Source organism: Streptomyces sp. NPDC002463 (assembly GCF_042889835.1).
GTDB classification, from domain to species: domain Bacteria; phylum Actinomycetota; class Actinomycetes; order Streptomycetales; family Streptomycetaceae; genus Streptomyces; species Streptomyces nymphaeiformis.
On record NZ_JBIARL010000008.1, the window covers coordinates 1 to 16,627 of the forward strand.

The 16,627-nt window shown below is 70.2% G+C and carries 14 protein-coding genes; 4 read left to right on the forward strand and 10 right to left on the reverse strand.

What is annotated here, in order from left to right; genetic code table 11:
• Positions 1–327: 327 nt before the first annotated feature.
• Complete coding sequence (locus tag ACFYX3_RS17480) at positions 328–2,013, reverse strand: ribonuclease J (RefSeq protein WP_376594992.1); 1,686 nt, start codon at positions 2,011–2,013, stop codon at positions 328–330.
• Between the two features lie 100 nt (positions 2,014–2,113).
• Positions 2,114–3,013, reverse strand: coding sequence for a 4-hydroxy-tetrahydrodipicolinate synthase (dapA, locus tag ACFYX3_RS17485; protein WP_359518695.1), 900 nt, complete (start codon positions 3,011–3,013; stop codon positions 2,114–2,116).
• A 336-nt stretch (positions 3,014–3,349) separates the two neighbouring features.
• Here dapA and ACFYX3_RS17490 point away from each other — a divergent pair, with 336 nt between their 5' ends.
• Both ACFYX3_RS17490 and ACFYX3_RS17495 read left to right on the forward strand, forming a co-directional pair.
• Positions 3,350–3,589 carry a hypothetical protein gene (locus ACFYX3_RS17490; protein ID WP_116158531.1) on the forward strand — a complete coding sequence of 80 codons (240 nt, stop codon included), beginning with the start codon at positions 3,350–3,352 and terminating at the stop codon, positions 3,587–3,589.
• 54 nt (positions 3,590–3,643) lie between these two features.
• On the forward strand, positions 3,644–4,204 hold the full coding sequence (locus ACFYX3_RS17495; RefSeq protein WP_389013963.1) for a hypothetical protein: 561 nt from the start codon (positions 3,644–3,646) through the stop codon (positions 4,202–4,204).
• Here the strand turns inward: ACFYX3_RS17495 and ACFYX3_RS17500 are convergent.
• The 6 genes from ACFYX3_RS17500 to eccD all read right to left on the reverse strand — a co-directional run bounded on the left by ACFYX3_RS17500 (position 4,194) and on the right by eccD (position 11,292).
• Positions 4,194–4,646 carry a hypothetical protein gene (locus ACFYX3_RS17500; RefSeq protein WP_389013966.1) on the reverse strand — a complete coding sequence of 151 codons (453 nt, stop codon included), beginning with the start codon at positions 4,644–4,646 and terminating at the stop codon, positions 4,194–4,196. The genes ACFYX3_RS17495 and ACFYX3_RS17500 overlap by 11 nt on opposite strands.
• Before the next feature lie 5 nt (positions 4,647–4,651).
• Positions 4,652–5,404 carry a 4-hydroxy-tetrahydrodipicolinate reductase gene (gene dapB / locus ACFYX3_RS17505; protein WP_116158534.1) on the reverse strand — a complete coding sequence of 251 codons (753 nt, stop codon included), beginning with the start codon at positions 5,402–5,404 and terminating at the stop codon, positions 4,652–4,654.
• A gap of 40 nt (positions 5,405–5,444) precedes the next feature.
• Positions 5,445–6,824 carry a pitrilysin family protein gene (locus ACFYX3_RS17510; protein WP_116158535.1) on the reverse strand — a complete coding sequence of 460 codons (1,380 nt, stop codon included), beginning with the start codon at positions 6,822–6,824 and terminating at the stop codon, positions 5,445–5,447.
• On the reverse strand, positions 6,821–9,037 hold the full coding sequence (locus ACFYX3_RS17515) for a polyribonucleotide nucleotidyltransferase (protein WP_376594323.1): 2,217 nt from the start codon (positions 9,035–9,037) through the stop codon (positions 6,821–6,823). Before ACFYX3_RS17515 ends, ACFYX3_RS17510 begins: the two co-directional genes overlap by 4 nt.
• A gap of 297 nt (positions 9,038–9,334) precedes the next feature.
• A complete protein-coding gene (rpsO, locus tag ACFYX3_RS17520; RefSeq protein WP_015036567.1) occupies positions 9,335–9,625 on the reverse strand; it encodes a 30S ribosomal protein S15 in 291 nt (96 codons plus the stop codon).
• A 194-nt stretch (positions 9,626–9,819) separates the two neighbouring features.
• Positions 9,820–11,292, reverse strand: coding sequence for a type VII secretion integral membrane protein EccD (eccD, locus tag ACFYX3_RS17525; RefSeq protein WP_184931249.1), 1,473 nt, complete (start codon positions 11,290–11,292; stop codon positions 9,820–9,822).
• A 225-nt stretch (positions 11,293–11,517) separates the two neighbouring features.
• On the opposite strand from eccD, the gene eccCa reads away from it, so the two are divergent.
• Together eccCa and ACFYX3_RS17535 are read left to right on the forward strand one after the other, a co-directional pair.
• Positions 11,518–15,471, forward strand: a complete 3,954-nt coding sequence (gene eccCa, locus ACFYX3_RS17530) for a type VII secretion protein EccCa (protein ID WP_389013973.1) — start codon at positions 11,518–11,520, stop codon at positions 15,469–15,471.
• A 63-nt stretch (positions 15,472–15,534) separates the two neighbouring features.
• The gene (locus ACFYX3_RS17535; protein ID WP_376594326.1) at positions 15,535–15,819 is read left to right on the forward strand and encodes a DUF397 domain-containing protein; all 285 of its coding nucleotides are present in this window, start codon (positions 15,535–15,537) and stop codon (positions 15,817–15,819) included.
• 63 nt (positions 15,820–15,882) lie between these two features.
• On the opposite strand, the gene ACFYX3_RS17540 is transcribed toward ACFYX3_RS17535, so the two are convergent.
• Positions 15,883–16,173, reverse strand: coding sequence for a WXG100 family type VII secretion target (locus ACFYX3_RS17540; RefSeq protein WP_376594327.1), 291 nt, complete (start codon positions 16,171–16,173; stop codon positions 15,883–15,885).
• Positions 16,174–16,226: 53 nt separating this feature from the next.
• Positions 16,227–16,577 carry a WXG100 family type VII secretion target gene (locus ACFYX3_RS17545; protein WP_389013977.1) on the reverse strand — a complete coding sequence of 117 codons (351 nt, stop codon included), beginning with the start codon at positions 16,575–16,577 and terminating at the stop codon, positions 16,227–16,229.
• Between the last annotated feature and the right edge of the window lie 50 nt (positions 16,578–16,627).

A 16,627-nucleotide genomic window follows, 5' to 3' on the forward strand; every position in this document is an offset into this window, starting at 1 on the left:
CACGCTGTTGAGTTCTCAAGGTGCGGACGCTTCCTTCGTTCCTGTTTCCAGGCCCTCCGGGCGCTTCCTTCGTTTCCGACTCTATCAGATCTTTCTGATCCGATTTCCTCGGTGCTTTCCGGTCCCGAATTTGTTTTCTTCGAGGCCTTCCGGCGTGTTCCGACTTTATCAGATGTTCTGAGTCGGATTTCCCGCCTCCCGGTTCATCCTCCGGGCGCACTGCGGCGCCGGGGACTTCCCGATCTGGCGGAGCCGTAAACGTACTGGAGCGGGGCGCCCCGATGCAAATCGAGGGGCCCCGCTCCAGTGTCGCGCTGGTCAGGCCTGTCAGACCTCGACGACGACCGGGAGGATCATCGGTCGCCGACGGTAGGTGTCGGAGACCCACTTGCCGACGGTGCGGCGGATCAGCTGCTGGAGCTGGTGGGGTTCGACGACGCCGTCCTGGGCCGACTTGTTGAGCGCCTGGTCGATCTTCGGGAGCACCGCGTCGAAGGCGGAGTCGTCGATCCCGGAGCCGCGGGCGTGGACGTGCGGGCCGGCCGTGATCTTGCCGGTCGAGGAGTCCACGACCACGAAGACCGAGATGATGCCCTCCTCGCCGAGGATGCGGCGGTCCTTGAGGGAGGTCTCGGTGACGTCGCCGACCGAGAGGCCGTCCACGTACACGTAGCCCGCCTGGACCTTGCCGGTGATGCGGGCGCGGCCGTCGACCAGGTCGACGACGACGCCGTCCTCGGCGATGACGATGTGGTCCTTGGGGATGCCCGTCATCGCGCCGAGCTCGGCGTTGGCGCGCAGGTGGCGCCATTCGCCGTGGACCGGCATGAGGTTCTTCGGCTTGCAGATGTTGTAGAAGTACAGCAGCTCGCCGGCCGAGGCGTGGCCCGAGACGTGGACCTTGGCGTTGCCCTTGTGGACCACGTTCGCGCCCCAGCGGGTCAGGCCGTTGATCACGCGGTAGACCGCGTTCTCGTTGCCCGGGATGAGCGAGGACGCGAGGATGACCGTGTCGCCGGGGACGATGCGGATCTGGTGGTCGCGGTTGGCCATGCGGGACAGGGCCGCCATGGGCTCGCCCTGGGAACCCGTGCAGACCAGCACGACCTCGTCGTCCGGCAGGTCGTCGAGGGTCTTCACGTCCACGACGAGGCCGGCCGGGACCCGGAGGTAGCCCAGGTCTCGGGCGATGCCCATGTTGCGGACCATCGAGCGGCCGACGAAGGCGACCCGGCGGCCGTACTCGTGGGCGGCGTCGATGATCTGCTGGATGCGGTGCACGTGGCTGGCGAAGCTGGCCACGATGATGCGCTTCGGGGCGTTCGCGAAGACGTTCCGCAGGACGTTCGAGATGTCCCGCTCCGGCGGGACGAAGCCCGGGACCTCGGCGTTCGTCGAGTCGGACAGCAGGAGGTCGATGCCCTCCTCGCTGAGCCGCGCGAAGGCGTGGAGGTCGGTGAGGCGGCCGTCCATCGGGAGCTGGTCCATCTTGAAGTCGCCGGTGGCGACGGCCATGCCCGCGGGGGTGCGGATGGCGACGGCCAGGGCGTCCGGGATGGAGTGGTTGACCGCGACGAACTCGCAGTCGAAGGGGCCGAGGGCCTCGCGGTCGCCTTCCTTCACCTCGAGGGTGTAGGGACGGATGCGGTGCTCCTGGAGCTTCGCCTCGATCAGGGCGAGGGTCAGCTTGGAGCCGATGAGCGGGATGTCCGGCTTCAGCCGGAGCAGGTACGGGACGGCGCCGATGTGGTCCTCGTGGCCGTGCGTGAGGACGATGCCCTCGATGTCGTCGAGGCGGTCCCGGATGATGGTGAAGTCCGGCAGGATCAGGTCGACGCCGGGCTGCTCCTCCTCGGGGAAGAGGACGCCGCAGTCGACGATCAGCAGACGGCCGTCGAACTCGAAGACCGTCATGTTGCGGCCGATCTCGCCGAGACCGCCGAGCGGGATGACGCGCAGGCCGCCCTTGGGCAGCTTCGGCGGGGCGCCGAGTTCAGGATGCGGATGACTCAAAAGACTCTCCTCACCATGCGCGCCACGTACCGGTCGGGCACGTGGCGCGCATGACAATCGTGCACTTGCTGTTGTCAGTGTTCAGTTGTGAAGTCTGTTGTCAGAGTTCTACCCCGCCGGCGGCCAGGTCGACCTTGAGCTGCTCGGTCTCCTGTGCGGAGAGCTCGACGAGCGGCAGGCGCAGCGGGCCGGCCGGGAGGCCCTGGAGGGCGAGGGCGGCCTTGGTGGTCATGACGCCCTGGGTGCGGAACATGCCGGTGTAGACCGGGAGCAGCTTCTGGTGGATCTCGGTGGCCTTCTGGACCTCGCCGCCGAGGTGGGCCTCGAGGAGGGCGCGGAGCTCCGGGGTGACGAGGTGGCCGACGACGGAGACGAAGCCGCAGGCGCCGACGGAGAGCAGCGGCAGGTTGAGCATGTCGTCGCCGGAGTACCAGGCGAGGCCGGAGCGGGCGATGGCCCAGCTGGCGCGGCCGAGGTCGCCCTTGGCGTCCTTGTTGGCGACGATGCGCGGGTGCTCGGCGAGGCGGACGATCGTCTCGGTGTCGATCGGGACGCCGCTGCGGCCGGGGATGTCGTACAGCATGACGGGGAGGCCGGTGGCGTCGGCGATGGCCGAGAAGTGCCGGTACAGGCCCTCCTGCGGGGGCTTGTTGTAGTAGGGCGTCACGGCGAGGAGGCCGTGGGCGCCGTCACGCTCGGCGGTGCGGGCCAGTTCGATGGAGTGGTGGGTGTCGTTGGTGCCGACGCCGGCGACGACGTGGGCGCGGTCGCCGACCGCCTCCAGTACCGCTCGTACGAGGTCCGATTTCTCCGCGTCACTGGTGGTCGGGGACTCGCCGGTGGTGCCGTTGATGACGAGGCCGTCGTTGCCTGCGTCCACCAGGTGGGTGGCGAGTCGCTGGGCACCGTCGAGGTCGAGTGCGCCGTCCGCCGTGAAGGGCGTGACCATGGCGGTGAGGACCCGCCCGAAGGGGGTCTGCGGAGTGGAGATCGGAGCCATGGGTAACACGCTACTCGCTGCTCAGCGCCGGGTGTCCCTGAGGGGGACAGGAGAAAGGGAGCCCGGCGCTGCCTGCTCGGGGGTTCAGGCAGCGCCGGGTCCGTTTGATCAGCCTAGATGAACTTCGCGAAACGTCGCAATACGGACACTTCGCATCGTGTGTTCGGACATGTGTGCTCCACGGGAGCTCCACGGTCCTCCGAACCCGGTCCGCTCGCCGGGACTGCGTCCTACCGGAGGACTATATTCCGCCGCTTTGATGAAAAAGGGCACCAAAACGTCGGTTCCGTCGTCTGTACCTGTGACGCATGACGACGAAGAAGGAGAGTGGCTCTGATGTTCCGCCGGCGAGAGGCCGTACCGTTCGCGTTCGTCGCGGAGGCCGACCACTTCCGCAGTAACGTCACTCCACCGCCCCGGGAGCGCCTCAGCCCCTCGCAGATCGTGGGCCGCACCCTGCTCGGGCTGACCGTCGTGGCCGGCCTCGTCGGCTCCCTCGTCTTCGGGATGCCCTCGCTCCAGTCGGGTGACTCGGCCACTCGTCAGCAGCAGTCCGAGGCGTCCGACAACCGCTGAGGTAGCCTCACCGGGCATCGCCCCTTCGAGCGTGCTTGTGAGTGAGGACCTGTCGTGCCCCTGCCCTTCCTGACGGCCGACCGTGCGTTTGACACGACCGACCATGCCGCCCTGCCGTTCGACGACCACGATCAGTGGCGCCGTCCGTACCGGCCCGGGTCCTGGCGGGTGGGGGCGGCGGCGCTCGCGCTGCTGCTCGCCTCGTTCGTCCTGCTCGCCGCTGTGATCATCGCGTTCGCCGGAGCCTTCGGCGGCGCGTGCGTCACGCTCGGCCTCGCCGTGCTCGTCATCGCGGCCGCCCTGCGGATGCTGCGCATGGGCGCCTGGGTGAGCCGCGCCGGCGTGCGCCGCGTGGGCTTCTTCTCGACCGTCACCGTGCCCTGGTCGAAGGTGACGTCCGTCCGCACCGCCCAGCAGCCGGTGCGCTGGCTGGGATTCCCCCGCACGGTCCAGGGCCAGGCCCTGGTGCTCGACCGGCAGGGTGGTGAACAGCTGCTGCTGCTCACCACCCACAACGCCGACTTCCTGTCCCGTATCGAGGCCTTCGACCGGGCGGCCGACTCGGTCGAGGCCTGGAACGCCGAGTACGGCACGGCCACGGCCGCTACGCGCTGACCGGACGCCCCTCGTGGAGCGCGATGGCCCGCTGCATCGCCTTGCGGGCCCTCGGAGTGTCCCGGGCGTCGTGGTAGGCCACCGCGAGCCGGAACCAGCAGCGCCAGTCCTCGGGTGAGTCCTCCGCCTCGGCCTTGCGCAGGGCGAAGACCTCGTCGGCCGAGTCCCGGTCGATCCGGCCGCCCTGCGTGCGCTTCAGCTCGTCGACGGGCAGACCGCCCTCGGCCTCCAGCTCGGCGGCCAGGCGGTTGGCCCGGCGCGCGAAGCTGGTGTTCTTCCAGAGGAACCAGCCGCCGACGACGGGCAGCAGGAACGCCACCGCGCCCATGCCCATGGCGGCCGGCTCGCCCGTGAGGAGGAGCAGGACTCCCTCCATCCCGACCACGCCGAAGACGAGGACGAGGACGGTGGCCAGGAAGACGTACGTGATCTTTCCGCCCATGGCCGTCAGCCCAGGTCCAGGAAGTGCTCCAGGCCGAAGGTGAGGCCCGGAGTCGTGGTCACGCGGCGGGCACCCAGAAGGATGCCCGGCATGAAGCTGGAGTGGTGCAGGGAGTCGTGCCGGACCGTGAGGGTCTCGCCCTCGCCGCCGAGCAGCACCTCCTGGTGGGCCAGCAGGCCCCGGAGGCGTACCGCGTGCACGGGAACGCCGTCGACGTTCGCCCCGCGCGCCCCGTCGAGGGCGGTGGTCGTGGCGTCGGGCTGCGGGGCGCAGCCTGCCTTCGACCGGGCCTCGGCGATGAGCTGGGCGGTGCGGGTCGCCGTGCCGGAGGGCGCGTCGACCTTGTTGGGGTGGTGCAGTTCGACGACCTCGACCGACTCGAAGTACGGGGCCGCGATCTGCGCGAACTTCATGGTGAGGACGGCGCCGATGGAGAAGTTCGGGGCGATGAGGACGCCGGTCTCCGGGGAGGCGGCGAGCCAGCCGTTCAGCTGCGCGAGACGGTCCTCGGTCCAGCCGGTGGTGCCGACGACCGCGTGGATGCCGTGGCCCACGCAGAAGTCGAGGTTCTCCATGACCGAGTCGGGGGTGGTCAGCTCGACGACGACCTGGGCGCCCGCCTCGGTGAGCGCCTCCAGACGGTCGCCGCGGCCGAGGGCCGCGACCAGTTCCATGTCCTGGGCGGCCTCGACGGCCCTGACGGCCTCGGAGCCGATGCGGCCCTTGGCTCCGAGGACCGCCACGCGCAGCTTGCTCATTGCTCTTCCTTAGGGGGCTAGGGCCTGTCCGGCCCTGGGATCAGGAGACCGCTTGGTGGAGGCGGTCCGCCTGCTTGTCCTTCAGCGGGCCGATCACCGACAGCGAGGGCCGCTGCTCCAGTACATCGCGGGCGACCTCGCGGACCTCGTCCGGGGTGACCGCCGCGATCCGGGTCAGCATGTCGTCGACCGACATCTGGGTGCCCCAGCACAGCTCGCTCTTGCCGATGCGGTTCATCAGCGCGCCGGTGTCCTCCAGGCCGAGCACGGTCGAGCCGGAGAGCTGGCCGACGGCGCGGTTGATCTCCTCGTCCGTGAGGCCGTCGGAGGCGACCTTGTCGAGCTCGTCGCGGCAGATCTTCAGGACGTCGTGGACCTGGCTGGGCCGGCAGCCCGCGTACACCCCGAAGAGGCCGCAGTCGGCGAAGCCCGAGGTGTACGAGTACACGCTGTAGGCCAGGCCGCGCTTCTCGCGGACCTCCTGGAAGAGGCGGGAGGACATGCCGCCGCCGAGGGCGGTGTTCAGCACGCCGAGGGCCCAGCGGCGATCGTCGGTGCGGGCCAGGCCCGGCATGCCGAGGACCACGTGCGCCTGCTCGGTCTTGCGGTTCAGGAGCTCGACCCGGCCCGCCGTACGGAGGGTCCGGGAGCCCTCGCGAGGGGCGACCGGGACGGCGTCGGTACGGGTCAGGGCGCCGGCGCGTTCGAAGGCGCGGCGGACCTGGCGCACCACCGTGGCGTGGTCGACGTTGCCGGCGGCGGCGACGACCAGGTGGGTCGGGTCGTAGTGCTTCTTGTAGAAGCGGGCGATCTGGCCGCGGCTGAGCGCGTTGATCGTGTCGACGGTGCCGAGGACCGGGCGGCCCAGCGGGGTGTCGCCGAACATCGTCTGCGCGAACAGCTCGTGCACGACGTCACCGGGGTCGTCCTCGGTCATCGCGATCTCTTCGAGGATGACGCCACGCTCGGCGTCCACGTCCTCGTCGAGGATCAGCGAGTCGGTGAGCATGTCGCAGACGACGTCGATCGCCAGCGGCAGGTCGGTGTCGAGGACCCGGGCGTAGTAGCAGGTGTACTCCTTCGCCGTGAAGGCGTTCATCTCGCCGCCGACCGCGTCGATCGCGGCGGAGATGTCGAGGGCGGACCGCTTGTGGGTGCCCTTGAAGAGGAGGTGCTCCAGGTAGTGGGTCGCGCCGTTGAGCGTCGGGGTCTCGTCGCGGGAACCGACGTGCGCCCAGATGCCGAAGGTGGCGGAGCGCACGGAGGGGAGGGTCTCGGTGACGATCCGCAGGCCTCCGGGGAGGGTCGTGCGGCGGACCGTGCCGATGCCGTCCTTGCCGGGGAGAAGCGTTTGGGTACGGGCGACGGCCCGCCCCTCCGAAGAGGGGCGGGCCGTCGCGCGGGAACTACGGGACGTCACTTGGCAGCGTCGTCCTTGTCACCCTCGGCGTCCTCGTCCGCGATCACGGGGATCAGGGAGAGCTTGCCGCGCTGGTCGATCTCGGCGATCTCGACCTGGACCTTGGAGCCGATCGCGAGCACGTCCTCGACGTTCTCCACGCGCTTGCCACCGGCGAGCTTGCGGATCTGCGAGATGTGCAGCAGGCCGTCCTTGCCCGGAAGCAGGGAGACGAAGGCGCCGAAGGTGGTGGTCTTGACGACCGTCCCCAGGTAGCGCTCGCCGACCTCCGGCATGGTCGGGTTGGCGATGCCGTTGATCGTGGCGCGGGCGGCCTCGGCCTGCGAGCCCTGCTGGGCACCGATGTAGATGGTGCCGTCGTCCTCGATCGTGATCTCGGCGCCGGTGTCCTCCTGGATCTGGTTGATCATCTTGCCCTTGGGGCCGATGACCTCACCGATCTTGTCCACCGGGATCTTGACGGTGATGATGCGCGGCGCGTTCGGGGACATCTCGTCCGGAACGTCGATCGCCTCGTTCATCACGTCGAGGATGTGCAGACGCGCGTCGCGGGCCTGCTTCAGCGCGGCGGCCAGGACCGAGGCGGGGATGCCGTCGAGCTTGGTGTCGAGCTGGAGCGCGGTCACGAACTGCTTCGTGCCGGCGACCTTGAAGTCCATGTCGCCGAAGGCGTCCTCCGCACCGAGGATGTCGGTGAGGGCGACGTAGTGCGTCTGGCCGTCGATCTCCTCGGAGATCAGACCCATGGCGATACCGGCGACGGCGGCCTTGAGCGGCACACCGGCGTTCAGCAGCGACATGGTGGAGGCGCAGACCGAACCCATCGACGTCGAACCGTTGGAGCCGAGGGCCTCGGACACCTGGCGGATCGCGTAGGGGAACTCCTCGCGCGTCGGCAGCACCGGCACGATGGCGCGCTCGGCGAGCGCGCCGTGGCCGATCTCGCGGCGCTTGGGCGAGCCCACGCGGCCGGTCTCGCCGACGGAGTACGGCGGGAAGTTGTAGTTGTGCATGTAGCGCTTGCGGGTCACCGGGGAGAGGGTGTCCAGCTGCTGCTCCATGCGGAGCATGTTGAGGGTGGTGACGCCCAGGATCTGGGTCTCGCCACGCTCGAACAGCGCCGAGCCGTGCACGCGCGGGATGGCCTCGACCTCGGCCGCGAGCGTACGGATGTCCGTCAGGCCACGGCCGTCGATGCGGACCTTGTCCTTGATGACGCGCTCGCGGACCAGCTTCTTGGTCAGCGCGCGGTAGGCACCACCGATCTCCTTCTCGCGGCCCTCGAAGGCCGGGAGCAGCTTCTCGGCGGCGATCTCCTTGATGCGGTCGAGCTCGGCCTCGCGCTCCTGCTTGCCGGCGATGGTGAGCGCCTTGGTGAGCTCACCCTTGACGGCGGCGGTGAGCGCCTCCAGGACGTCGTCCTGGTAGTCCAGGAAGACCGGGAACTCGCCGGTGGGCTTGGCGGCCTTGGCGGCGAGGTCCGACTGGGCCTTGCAGAGGACCTTGATGAAGGGCTTCGCGGCCTCGAGACCGGCGGCGACGACCTCCTCGGTCGGCGCCTCGGCGCCGCCCTTGACGAGCTCGATCGTCTTCTCGGTGGCCTCGGCCTCGACCATCATGATCGCGACGTCGCCGTCCTCCAGGACGCGACCGGCGACGACCATGTCGAAGACGGCGTCCTCAAGCTCGGTGTGCGTCGGGAAGGCGACCCACTGGCCCTTGATCAGGGCGACGCGGGTGGCGCCGATGGGGCCGGAGAAGGGCAGGCCCGCCAGGATCGTCGAAGCGGAGGCGGCGTTGATCGCGACCACGTCGTACAGGTGGTCGGGGTTGAGCGCCATGATCGTCTCGACGATCTGGATCTCGTTGCGCAGGCCCTTCTTGAAGGAGGGGCGCAGCGGGCGGTCGATCAGGCGGCAGGTGAGGATCGCGTCCTCGGAGGGGCGGCCCTCCCGGCGGAAGAAGGAGCCGGGGATCTTGCCGGCCGCGTACTGCCGCTCCTCGACGTCCACCGTGAGGGGGAAGAAGTCGAGCTGGTCCTTGGGGCGCTTCGAGGCGGTGGTCGCGGAGAGGACCATCGTGTCGTCGTCCAGGTAGGCGACGGCGGAGCCGGCGGCCTGCTTGGCCAGACGGCCGGTCTCGAAGCGGATGGTGCGGGTACCGAAGGTGCCGTTGTCGATGACGGCCTCGGCGTAGTGGGTCTCGTTCTCCACTATGGGTTTCTCCTACGTGTTCGTCTTTGCGTCCTTCGGCCCGTGTGGCCGGGGACGGTGTCCGACGGGGGCGGAGAAGCTCGCCTCGGGTGCGGGCCGGTCTTCGATCGAAGCACCCGGGTGTTCGTTTCCGGGGGCCACTACCGAGGACCGGCGGCTGGCCGGCGGCTTCACGCTCGTCGTATGGGGTTGTGCGACCAGACTAAGTGCCGATGCGCACTTTGTGCACGTACAGCAAAGGGAGCGGCCCCCTGAAAGTGGGAACCGCTCCCTTCGCAGCGCTCACCGTGGAACGGATTACTTGGCGCCGCCGGCCGCACCGCGGCGGATGCCGAGGCGGTCGACCAGCGTACGGAAGCGCTGGATGTCCTTCTTGGCCAGGTACTGCAGCAGGCGGCGGCGCTGGCCGACCAGGATCAGCAGACCACGGCGGGAGTGGTGGTCGTGCTTGTGCTGCTTGAGGTGCTCGGTCAGGTCCGAGATGCGACGGGACAGCATCGCGACCTGGACCTCGGGGGAGCCGGTGTCGCCCTCCTTGGTGCCGAACTCGGCCATGATCTGCTTCTTGACAGCGGCGTCGAGAGCCACGCGGATCTCCTCATTGGTGTTCGTGCGCCCGCGAGTGCCCCTGGTCTAGGTCTCAGGGGAAGCTTCCGTGACTCGACGGGCGAAGGTCCGATGGGCGCAGCTTCCAGAGGCTTCCGAGTGATCTCGGGGGCTTTCCGGGAGCGCGTACACAAACGGCCGTCACACAGCGTACCAGCTCGCCGGAGCGGGGTCCCTCATTTGCTGGTGAGGGAGCGGACCTGGTTGAAGACGTCGAGGACGGCGAGGCACAGCGGGACCAGGGAGAGCAGGACGAAGCCCTCGGCGAGGTCGAGGAGCCGGCCCCAGAAGGGCGAGAGGCCCTTCTTCGGGATGATCAGGCCGATCGCGGTGATGACGGCGGCACCGGCGGCGACGGCCGCGGTGAGCCAGATGGTCCGGATGTCGAGGCCGCCGCGGTCCCCGTACATGAGGAGGTCCTTGACCAGGTCGACCGGCGGGTTGAGGGAGAGGCCGAGGACGAGCAGCGCGATGGCGGCGATGCCGGCGACGAGGACGCAGGCGATCTGCGAGGTGTACCGGAAGAGGCGGGCGCGCAGCAGCATCGCGAGGCCGGCGGCGAGGGCGAGGAGCTGGCCCCAGACGTTGCCGGCGAAGCCGAGGACGGCGGCGGAGCCGACGACGACGGCCGCGCAGCCGCCGACCAGGCCGAGGAGCATCTCGTGGCCGCGGCGGGCCTGGAGCGCGATGCGCTCGGCGTCGACGGGCTGCGCCTCCTCGCCCTGCTGCGGGTCGCCGGAGAACTCGTCGTCGGCGGCGCTGCGCGGGGCGGCGTAGCCGATGGGGAGGCGGGCGAAGCGGGCGGAGAGACCGGGCAGGAAGGCGACGAGGCCGATGGCGATCGGGGCGCAGGCCGCGGCGGCCTCGGTGGCGGTGCCCTCGGTGAGGATCAGCAGGAAGGTGGCGAGGGTGCCGACGCCGGCGAGGAAGGTGGCGGCCACGAAGGGGGCGTCGCCGCTGGGGGTGAGCGCGACGAGGGCCACGGAGGCGACGAGGACGGTGACGGAGCCGAGCAGGAACTGCAGGCGGCCGGGGCCCTGGCCGGGGTCGGCGGCGATGATGCCGGAGCCGGCGATGAGGAGCAGGGGCAGCGCGCCGAGGCCGAGGGCGACGGCGGTGGCCCGGTCCGCGTAGACGCGGGCGCGGACGCCGGCGAAGGCGGTGAGGAGGAAGCCGGCGGCGCCCGCGATGATCCCGGGGAGGCTGTGCATGTCGTGGCGGACCGGGTCGGCGAACCAGAGGACGAAGCCCATGAGGACGAGGAGCAGCACGCCGCCGACGAGTCCGGCGCCGCGGAGCAGTTCGTCGCTCCACAGGTGCCGGTCGCGGGTGACGGCGGAGGCGACGGCGTCGGACACGTCGTCGTAGACGGCCGGCGGGAGGGACTGGGCGAACGGGCGCAGGGAGAGCACCTCGCCGTCGAGGACCTGCTGGGCGGCGAGGGTGCGGGCGCCGTCGAGGACGGATCCGTCGCGGCGGACCAGGTGGTAGCCGGTCGGGGTGCCCGGCGCCTGGGTCTGGCCGGTGAGGCGCAGGATCTCCGGGTAGACGTCGGCGACGGCGATGTCCTCGGGGAGCGCGACGTCGATGCGGCTGTCCGGCGCCACGACGGTGACGCGGCAGAAGCCGGTCGCTGCGGTCGTACTCACGTGTGTGGACCCCCTGGTTCGCGGTTGCGCCCGTCTGGTGCGCGGTCCCGCGCCTTCTGATTCGCGGTTGCGCACGATGCGGCGCCACCCTACCGGGGACGGCCGGTGGGGGCTGCAAGTAGGATCGCCGTCCCATGGGGGAAGTCCGCGCGCTCGGCTGCCGACAGGGGTGGCGTGCGGATGCTCCCGCCACGAGCCCGCCTCCAACGAGGGATTGATGCGCCGGTGAGCCAGATCGTCGTCAAACGCCCGCCGAGGTCCCTTCCTCCGGAAGTGCCCGGTGAGGAACTGGTCCTGGAGTCTCCACCGGAACTTCCGCGGGGACAGCAGGAGTCGGCGTTGATGCAGCTCCTGCCGATGCTCGGCATGGGTTCGTCGGTCGTCTTCTTCTTCATGACGCCCTCGCCGATCATGCGGATCATGGGCACGTTGATGCTGGCGTCGACGGTCGGCATGGCCATCGCGCAGTTCTTCAGATTCCGTCGCGGTACGCAGGGGCAAATGGCCGATGTCCGCCGCGACTACCTCAAATACCTCGCGCAGACCCGGCGTACGGTCCGGCGCACGGCGCGCAGGCAGCGGGACGCGCAGCTGTATCTGCACCCCTCCCCCGAACAGCTGTGGTCGGTGGTGGCCGAGGGTTCGCGGGTGTGGGAACGCCGGGTCGGCGACCACGACTTCGGGCAGGCGCGGATCGGTCTCGGCGCGCAGCAGCTGGCGACCCCGCTGGTGGCGCCGGACACCGCTCCGGTGGACGAGCTGGAGCCGCTGTGTGCGGGTGCGATGCAGCAGTTCCTCGCGGTGCACGGCACGTTGGACGGGCTGCCGATGGCCGTCTCGATGCGGGCGTTCTACCACGTGACGGTGTCGGGCGAGCCCGAGTCGGCGCAGGCCGCGGCGCGGGCGCTCGTGGCGCAGCTGGTGACGCTGCACTCCCCCGACGACCTGATGCTCGCCGTGGTGGCGGCGCGGCCGGCTCAGGAGCGCTGGGACTGGACGAAGTGGCTGCCGCACACCCAGGTGCCGGGGCAGGTCGACGGTGCCGGTACGAAGCGGCTGTTCGGCGACGACCTCGGTGAACTGGAGAACCTGGTCCGTTCGAAGCTGGACGGGCGGCCGCGGTTCTCCCGGGACAACCAGCCGGTGCTCGACCAGCCGCACGTGGTGGTGGTCCTCGACGGCGGCATGGTGCCGCCGGACTCGCTGCTCGCGGCGGCCGAGGGCCTCCAGGGCGTGACGATCGTGGAGGTCGTCAACGGCGAGCTCGACGAGCCGCGCGGCGGCCTTTCGGTGGTGGTACGGCCGGGCCGGCTGCGCCTGGAGTCGGGCGGCGGCTTCGCGTACGAGGGGCTGCCGGACGGCATCTCGCTGCCCGCGGCCGAGGCGCTGGCCCGGCAGCTGGCACCGCTGCGGATGGGCGGCGGGGACGACGACGAGCCGCTGCTCGCCAATCTGGACTTCACGGATCTGCTGAACCTGGGCGACGCGGCCTCGGTGGACGTGACGCGGACCTGGCGGCCCCGGTCGGTGGCCGAGCGGCTCCGGGTGCCGATCGGTGTCGGCGAGGACGGCCAGCCGGTCATGCTGGACCTGAAGGAGGCGGCGCAGGAGGGCATGGGCCCGCACGGTCTGTGCGTCGGCGCGACGGGTTCCGGAAAGTCGGAGCTGCTGCGCACGCTGGTGCTCGGTCTCGCGGTGACGCACTCCTCGGAGACGCTGAACTTCGTCCTCGCGGACTTCAAGGGCGGCGCGACCTTCGCGGGCATGTCGCAGATGCCGCACGTGGCGGCGGTCATCACGAACCTCTCCGACGACCTGACGCTCGTCGACCGCATGGGCGACGCGATCCGCGGCGAGCTCCAGCGGCGGCAGGAGCTGCTGCGCTCGGCGGGCAACTACGCGAACATCCACGACTACGAGAAGGCGCGGGCCGCGGGCGCTCCGCTCGAACCGCTGGCCTCGCTGGTCCTGGTGATCGACGAGTTCTCCGAACTCCTCACCGCCAAGCCCGACTTCATCGACATGTTCATCCAGATCGGCCGCATCGGCCGCTCCCTGGGCGTGCACCTGCTGCTGGCCTCGCAGCGCCTGGAGGAGGGCAAGCTGCGCGGCCTGGACACGTACCTCTCGTACCGGATCGGCCTGCGGACCTTCTCGGCGGCGGAGTCGCGCACGGCGATCGGCGTCCCCGACGCGTACCACCTGCCGTCGGTGCCCGGCTCGGGCTATCTGAAGTTCGGTACGGACGAGATGACCCGCTTCAAGGCGGCGTACGTCTCGGGTACGTACCGGACGGGCGGGCCGCGTCTGGAGATCGGGCACATGCCGGTGGAGCGGCGGCCCGCGCTGTTCACCGCGGCGCCGGTGCCGGTCGTGTACGCGGCGCCCGACCCGGCCTATCTGACGGAGCGGCGCTCCGAGGAGGACGAGGCGCTCGCGGACACCGTGCTCGACGTGATCGTGCGGCGCCTCGAGGGCCAGGGCGTGCCGGCGCACCAGGTGTGGCTGCCGCCGCTCGACCAGGCGCCCTCGCTCGACCAGCTGCTTCCGGGGCTCGCGCAGACGGCGGACCGGGGGCTCACGGCGACGGAGTACACGCGTCAGGGCGCGCTCACGGTGCCGCTCGGCCTCATCGACAAGCCGTTCGAGCAGCGGCGCGAGGTGCTGTACCGGGACTTCTCCGGCGCGGCGGGCCACATGATGGTGGTCGGCGGTCCGCAGTCCGGCAAGTCGACGATCATGCGGACGCTGATCTCCTCGTTCGCGCTCACCCACACCCCGGCCGAGGTGCAGTTCTACTGCCTGGACTTCGGTGGCGGCGGCATGGTCTCGCTGGCCGACCTGCCGCATGTCGGCGGGGTGGCGTCCCGGCTCGACCCGGAGCGGGTGCGCCGGACGGTCGCGGAGGTCATGGGCGTCCTGAACCGGCGGGAGGAGTTCTTCCGCTCGCACTCCATCGACTCGATCGCGACGTACCGGCGCAAGCGGGCCGCGGGCGAACTGCCGGGCGAGGCCTGGGGCGACGTCTTCCTGATCGTGGACGGCTGGGGCAGCTTCCGCAACGACTACGACACGCTGGAGCCGATCGTCGCCGACATCGCGGCGCGCGGTCTGGGCTACGGCATCCACGTGGTGATCACCGCCGCCCGGTACATGGAGGTGCGGGCGGCGCTCAAGGACCAGATGCTGGGCCGGCTCGAACTGCGGCTCGGTGACGTCATGGACTCCGAGTTCGACCGGAAGGTCGCGGCGAACGTGCCGACCGGTGTGCCGGGCCGCGGCCAGGTGCCGGAGAAGCTGCACTTCATGGGGGCGCTGCCGCGGATCGACGGGGCGAGCTCCTCCGCCGACCTGGCGGAGGGCACGTCGGCGTTCGTGCAGGCCGTGAAGGCGAGCTGGACCGGGGCCCCGGCGCCCGCGGTGCGGCTGCTTCCGCGCAGGCTGCCGGCGGAGCAGCTGCCGAAGGGCTTCGAGTACCCGCAGCACGGCATCGCGATCGGCATCGACGAGACGAACCTGGAGCCGGTGTTCGTCGACTTCGAGTCGGATCCGTTCTTCCTCGTCTTCGGTGAGAGCGAGTCCGGCAAGACGGCGCTGCTGCGGCTGATCGCCAAGCAGCTGTGCGAGCGGTACTCGCCGGAGCAGGCGCGGATCGTCGTCGGCGACTACCGGCGGACGATGCTGGAGGCCGTGGCGCCCTCGCACCTCCTGGAGTACGCGCCGATGGCCTCGGCCATGCAGATGCACATGGAGGCCATCAACACGGTGATGACGAAGCGGGCGCCGAAGCCCGACATCACGCCGCAGCAGCTGCGGGACCGCAGCTGGTGGTCGGGTCCGCAGCTGTTCGTCCTGGTCGACGACTTCGAGCTGGTGGCCACCAACTCGGGGAACCCGCTGGCCGTTCTGGTGGAGAACCTGCCGTTCGCGCGGGACGTCGGCATCCGGTTCATCGTGGCGCGCAGCCAGGCGGGCGCCTCGCGTGCCATGTACGAGCCGTTCATGCAGCGGATGCGGGAGCTGGGCGCGCAGGGCGTGCTCCTCTCCGGCGATCCGCAGGAGGGCGACATCCTGGGCGGCGTCCGGGCGCGGCCGATGCCTCCGGGCCGGGGCACGTTCGTGTCGCGGAAGCGCGGGACACCGCTGGTGCAGCTGGGCTGGCTGCCCGAACAGCACTGAGCGGAGCGGTCCCTCCCACTAGTGTGGGAGGGACCGCCGTACCACCGCGAAGGGAATGCGCCGATGACCGACGTCCACGAGACCAGCACCGCGGGCGCGGACGCCGCCCTGGCCGCCGAGAAGAAGCGCCAGAAGGACGAGCTGTACGCGCTCGACATCTCCGGCGTCGAGTGGGAGGGCGCCCCGGGGACGAGCCCGGACGAGGAGCGCGTGGAGATCGCGCGGCTGCCCGAGGGTGCGGTGGCGATGCGTTCGTCCCTCGACAAGGGGACGGTGCTGCGGTACACGAAGGCCGAGTGGGACGCGTTCGTCCTGGGCGCTCGTGACGGCGAGTTCGATCTGCGGTAGCACGTACGCGTGAGGGGGTGGCCCGTCGGAACGGGCCACCCCCTCACGCGTGTCCGGGCTTGCTCACATCATGCGGAAGCGCGCCGCGTTGCCCTTGTCGGTGTCCTGGTAGCCGACGACCGACTCGTCGAGCAGCCGGGCGATCTGCGCCAGGTCCTGGTTCATGCCGGCCATGTCGCGGGTCAGGCGGTCCTGGCTCTCGCGGTAGGCGATCTTCGCTTCACCTTCCCAGTTGGAGGCGACGCGGTTGACCTCGGCCATGAGGTCGTCGAGCTTCTGCGTGAGGGTGCTGGAGGTGAGGCGGGTGTCGGCCGCCGCCTGCGTCACGGTGTCGTAATTGACCGCAGTGGTCATGGTGTTGACTCCTCGGGTGAGAGTGGCGCGGAGGACTGGTCGGGTCGGACGGCTCAGATGCCGAGGATGGCGCTCTGGCCGCCGGAGGCGCCGGCACCGGAGCTGTTGTCCATCTGACGGAAGGACCGCAGACGGTCCTCCTCCTCCTGCGAGAACCCGTCGGCGCTCATGCGCATGATCTCCTCGAGCCGGGAGAGCTCGGCGCGCATGTTGCGCAGACGCTGGTTCAGGTCGTTCTGGACCCGGTCGTACTCCTTGCTCGCAGCGCCCTGCCAGCCGGCCTGGACACGGTCCACCACGCTGTTGAGGGAGGTGATGCGGGCCTGGAGCTCGTCGGAGTAGTCCTGGATCCGGCCGGCGAGCTTGACTTGTTCGGCACTGGTTACGTTCAGGTCTTTCGACATCTTGCCCCTTCTTCCTTCGGTGGCATCGACGGACGGGCCGTCGGGCCTTC

Coding starts and splice junctions, on each gene's coding strand:
- ACFYX3_RS17540 (WP_376594327.1), bottom strand. CDS start 16,173: ATGACCACTGCGGTCAATTACGACACCGTGACGCAGGCGGCGGCCGAC.
- ACFYX3_RS17490 (WP_116158531.1), top strand. CDS start 3,350: ATGTTCCGCCGGCGAGAGGCCGTACCGTTCGCGTTCGTCGCGGAGGCC.
- dapA (WP_359518695.1), bottom strand. CDS start 3,013: ATGGCTCCGATCTCCACTCCGCAGACCCCCTTCGGGCGGGTCCTCACC.
- ACFYX3_RS17500 (WP_389013966.1), bottom strand. CDS start 4,646: ATGGGCGGAAAGATCACGTACGTCTTCCTGGCCACCGTCCTCGTCCTC.
- ACFYX3_RS17545 (WP_389013977.1), bottom strand. CDS start 16,577: ATGTCGAAAGACCTGAACGTAACCAGTGCCGAACAAGTCAAGCTCGCC.
- ACFYX3_RS17535 (WP_376594326.1), top strand. CDS start 15,535: ATGACCGACGTCCACGAGACCAGCACCGCGGGCGCGGACGCCGCCCTG.
- dapB (WP_116158534.1), bottom strand. CDS start 5,404: ATGAGCAAGCTGCGCGTGGCGGTCCTCGGAGCCAAGGGCCGCATCGGC.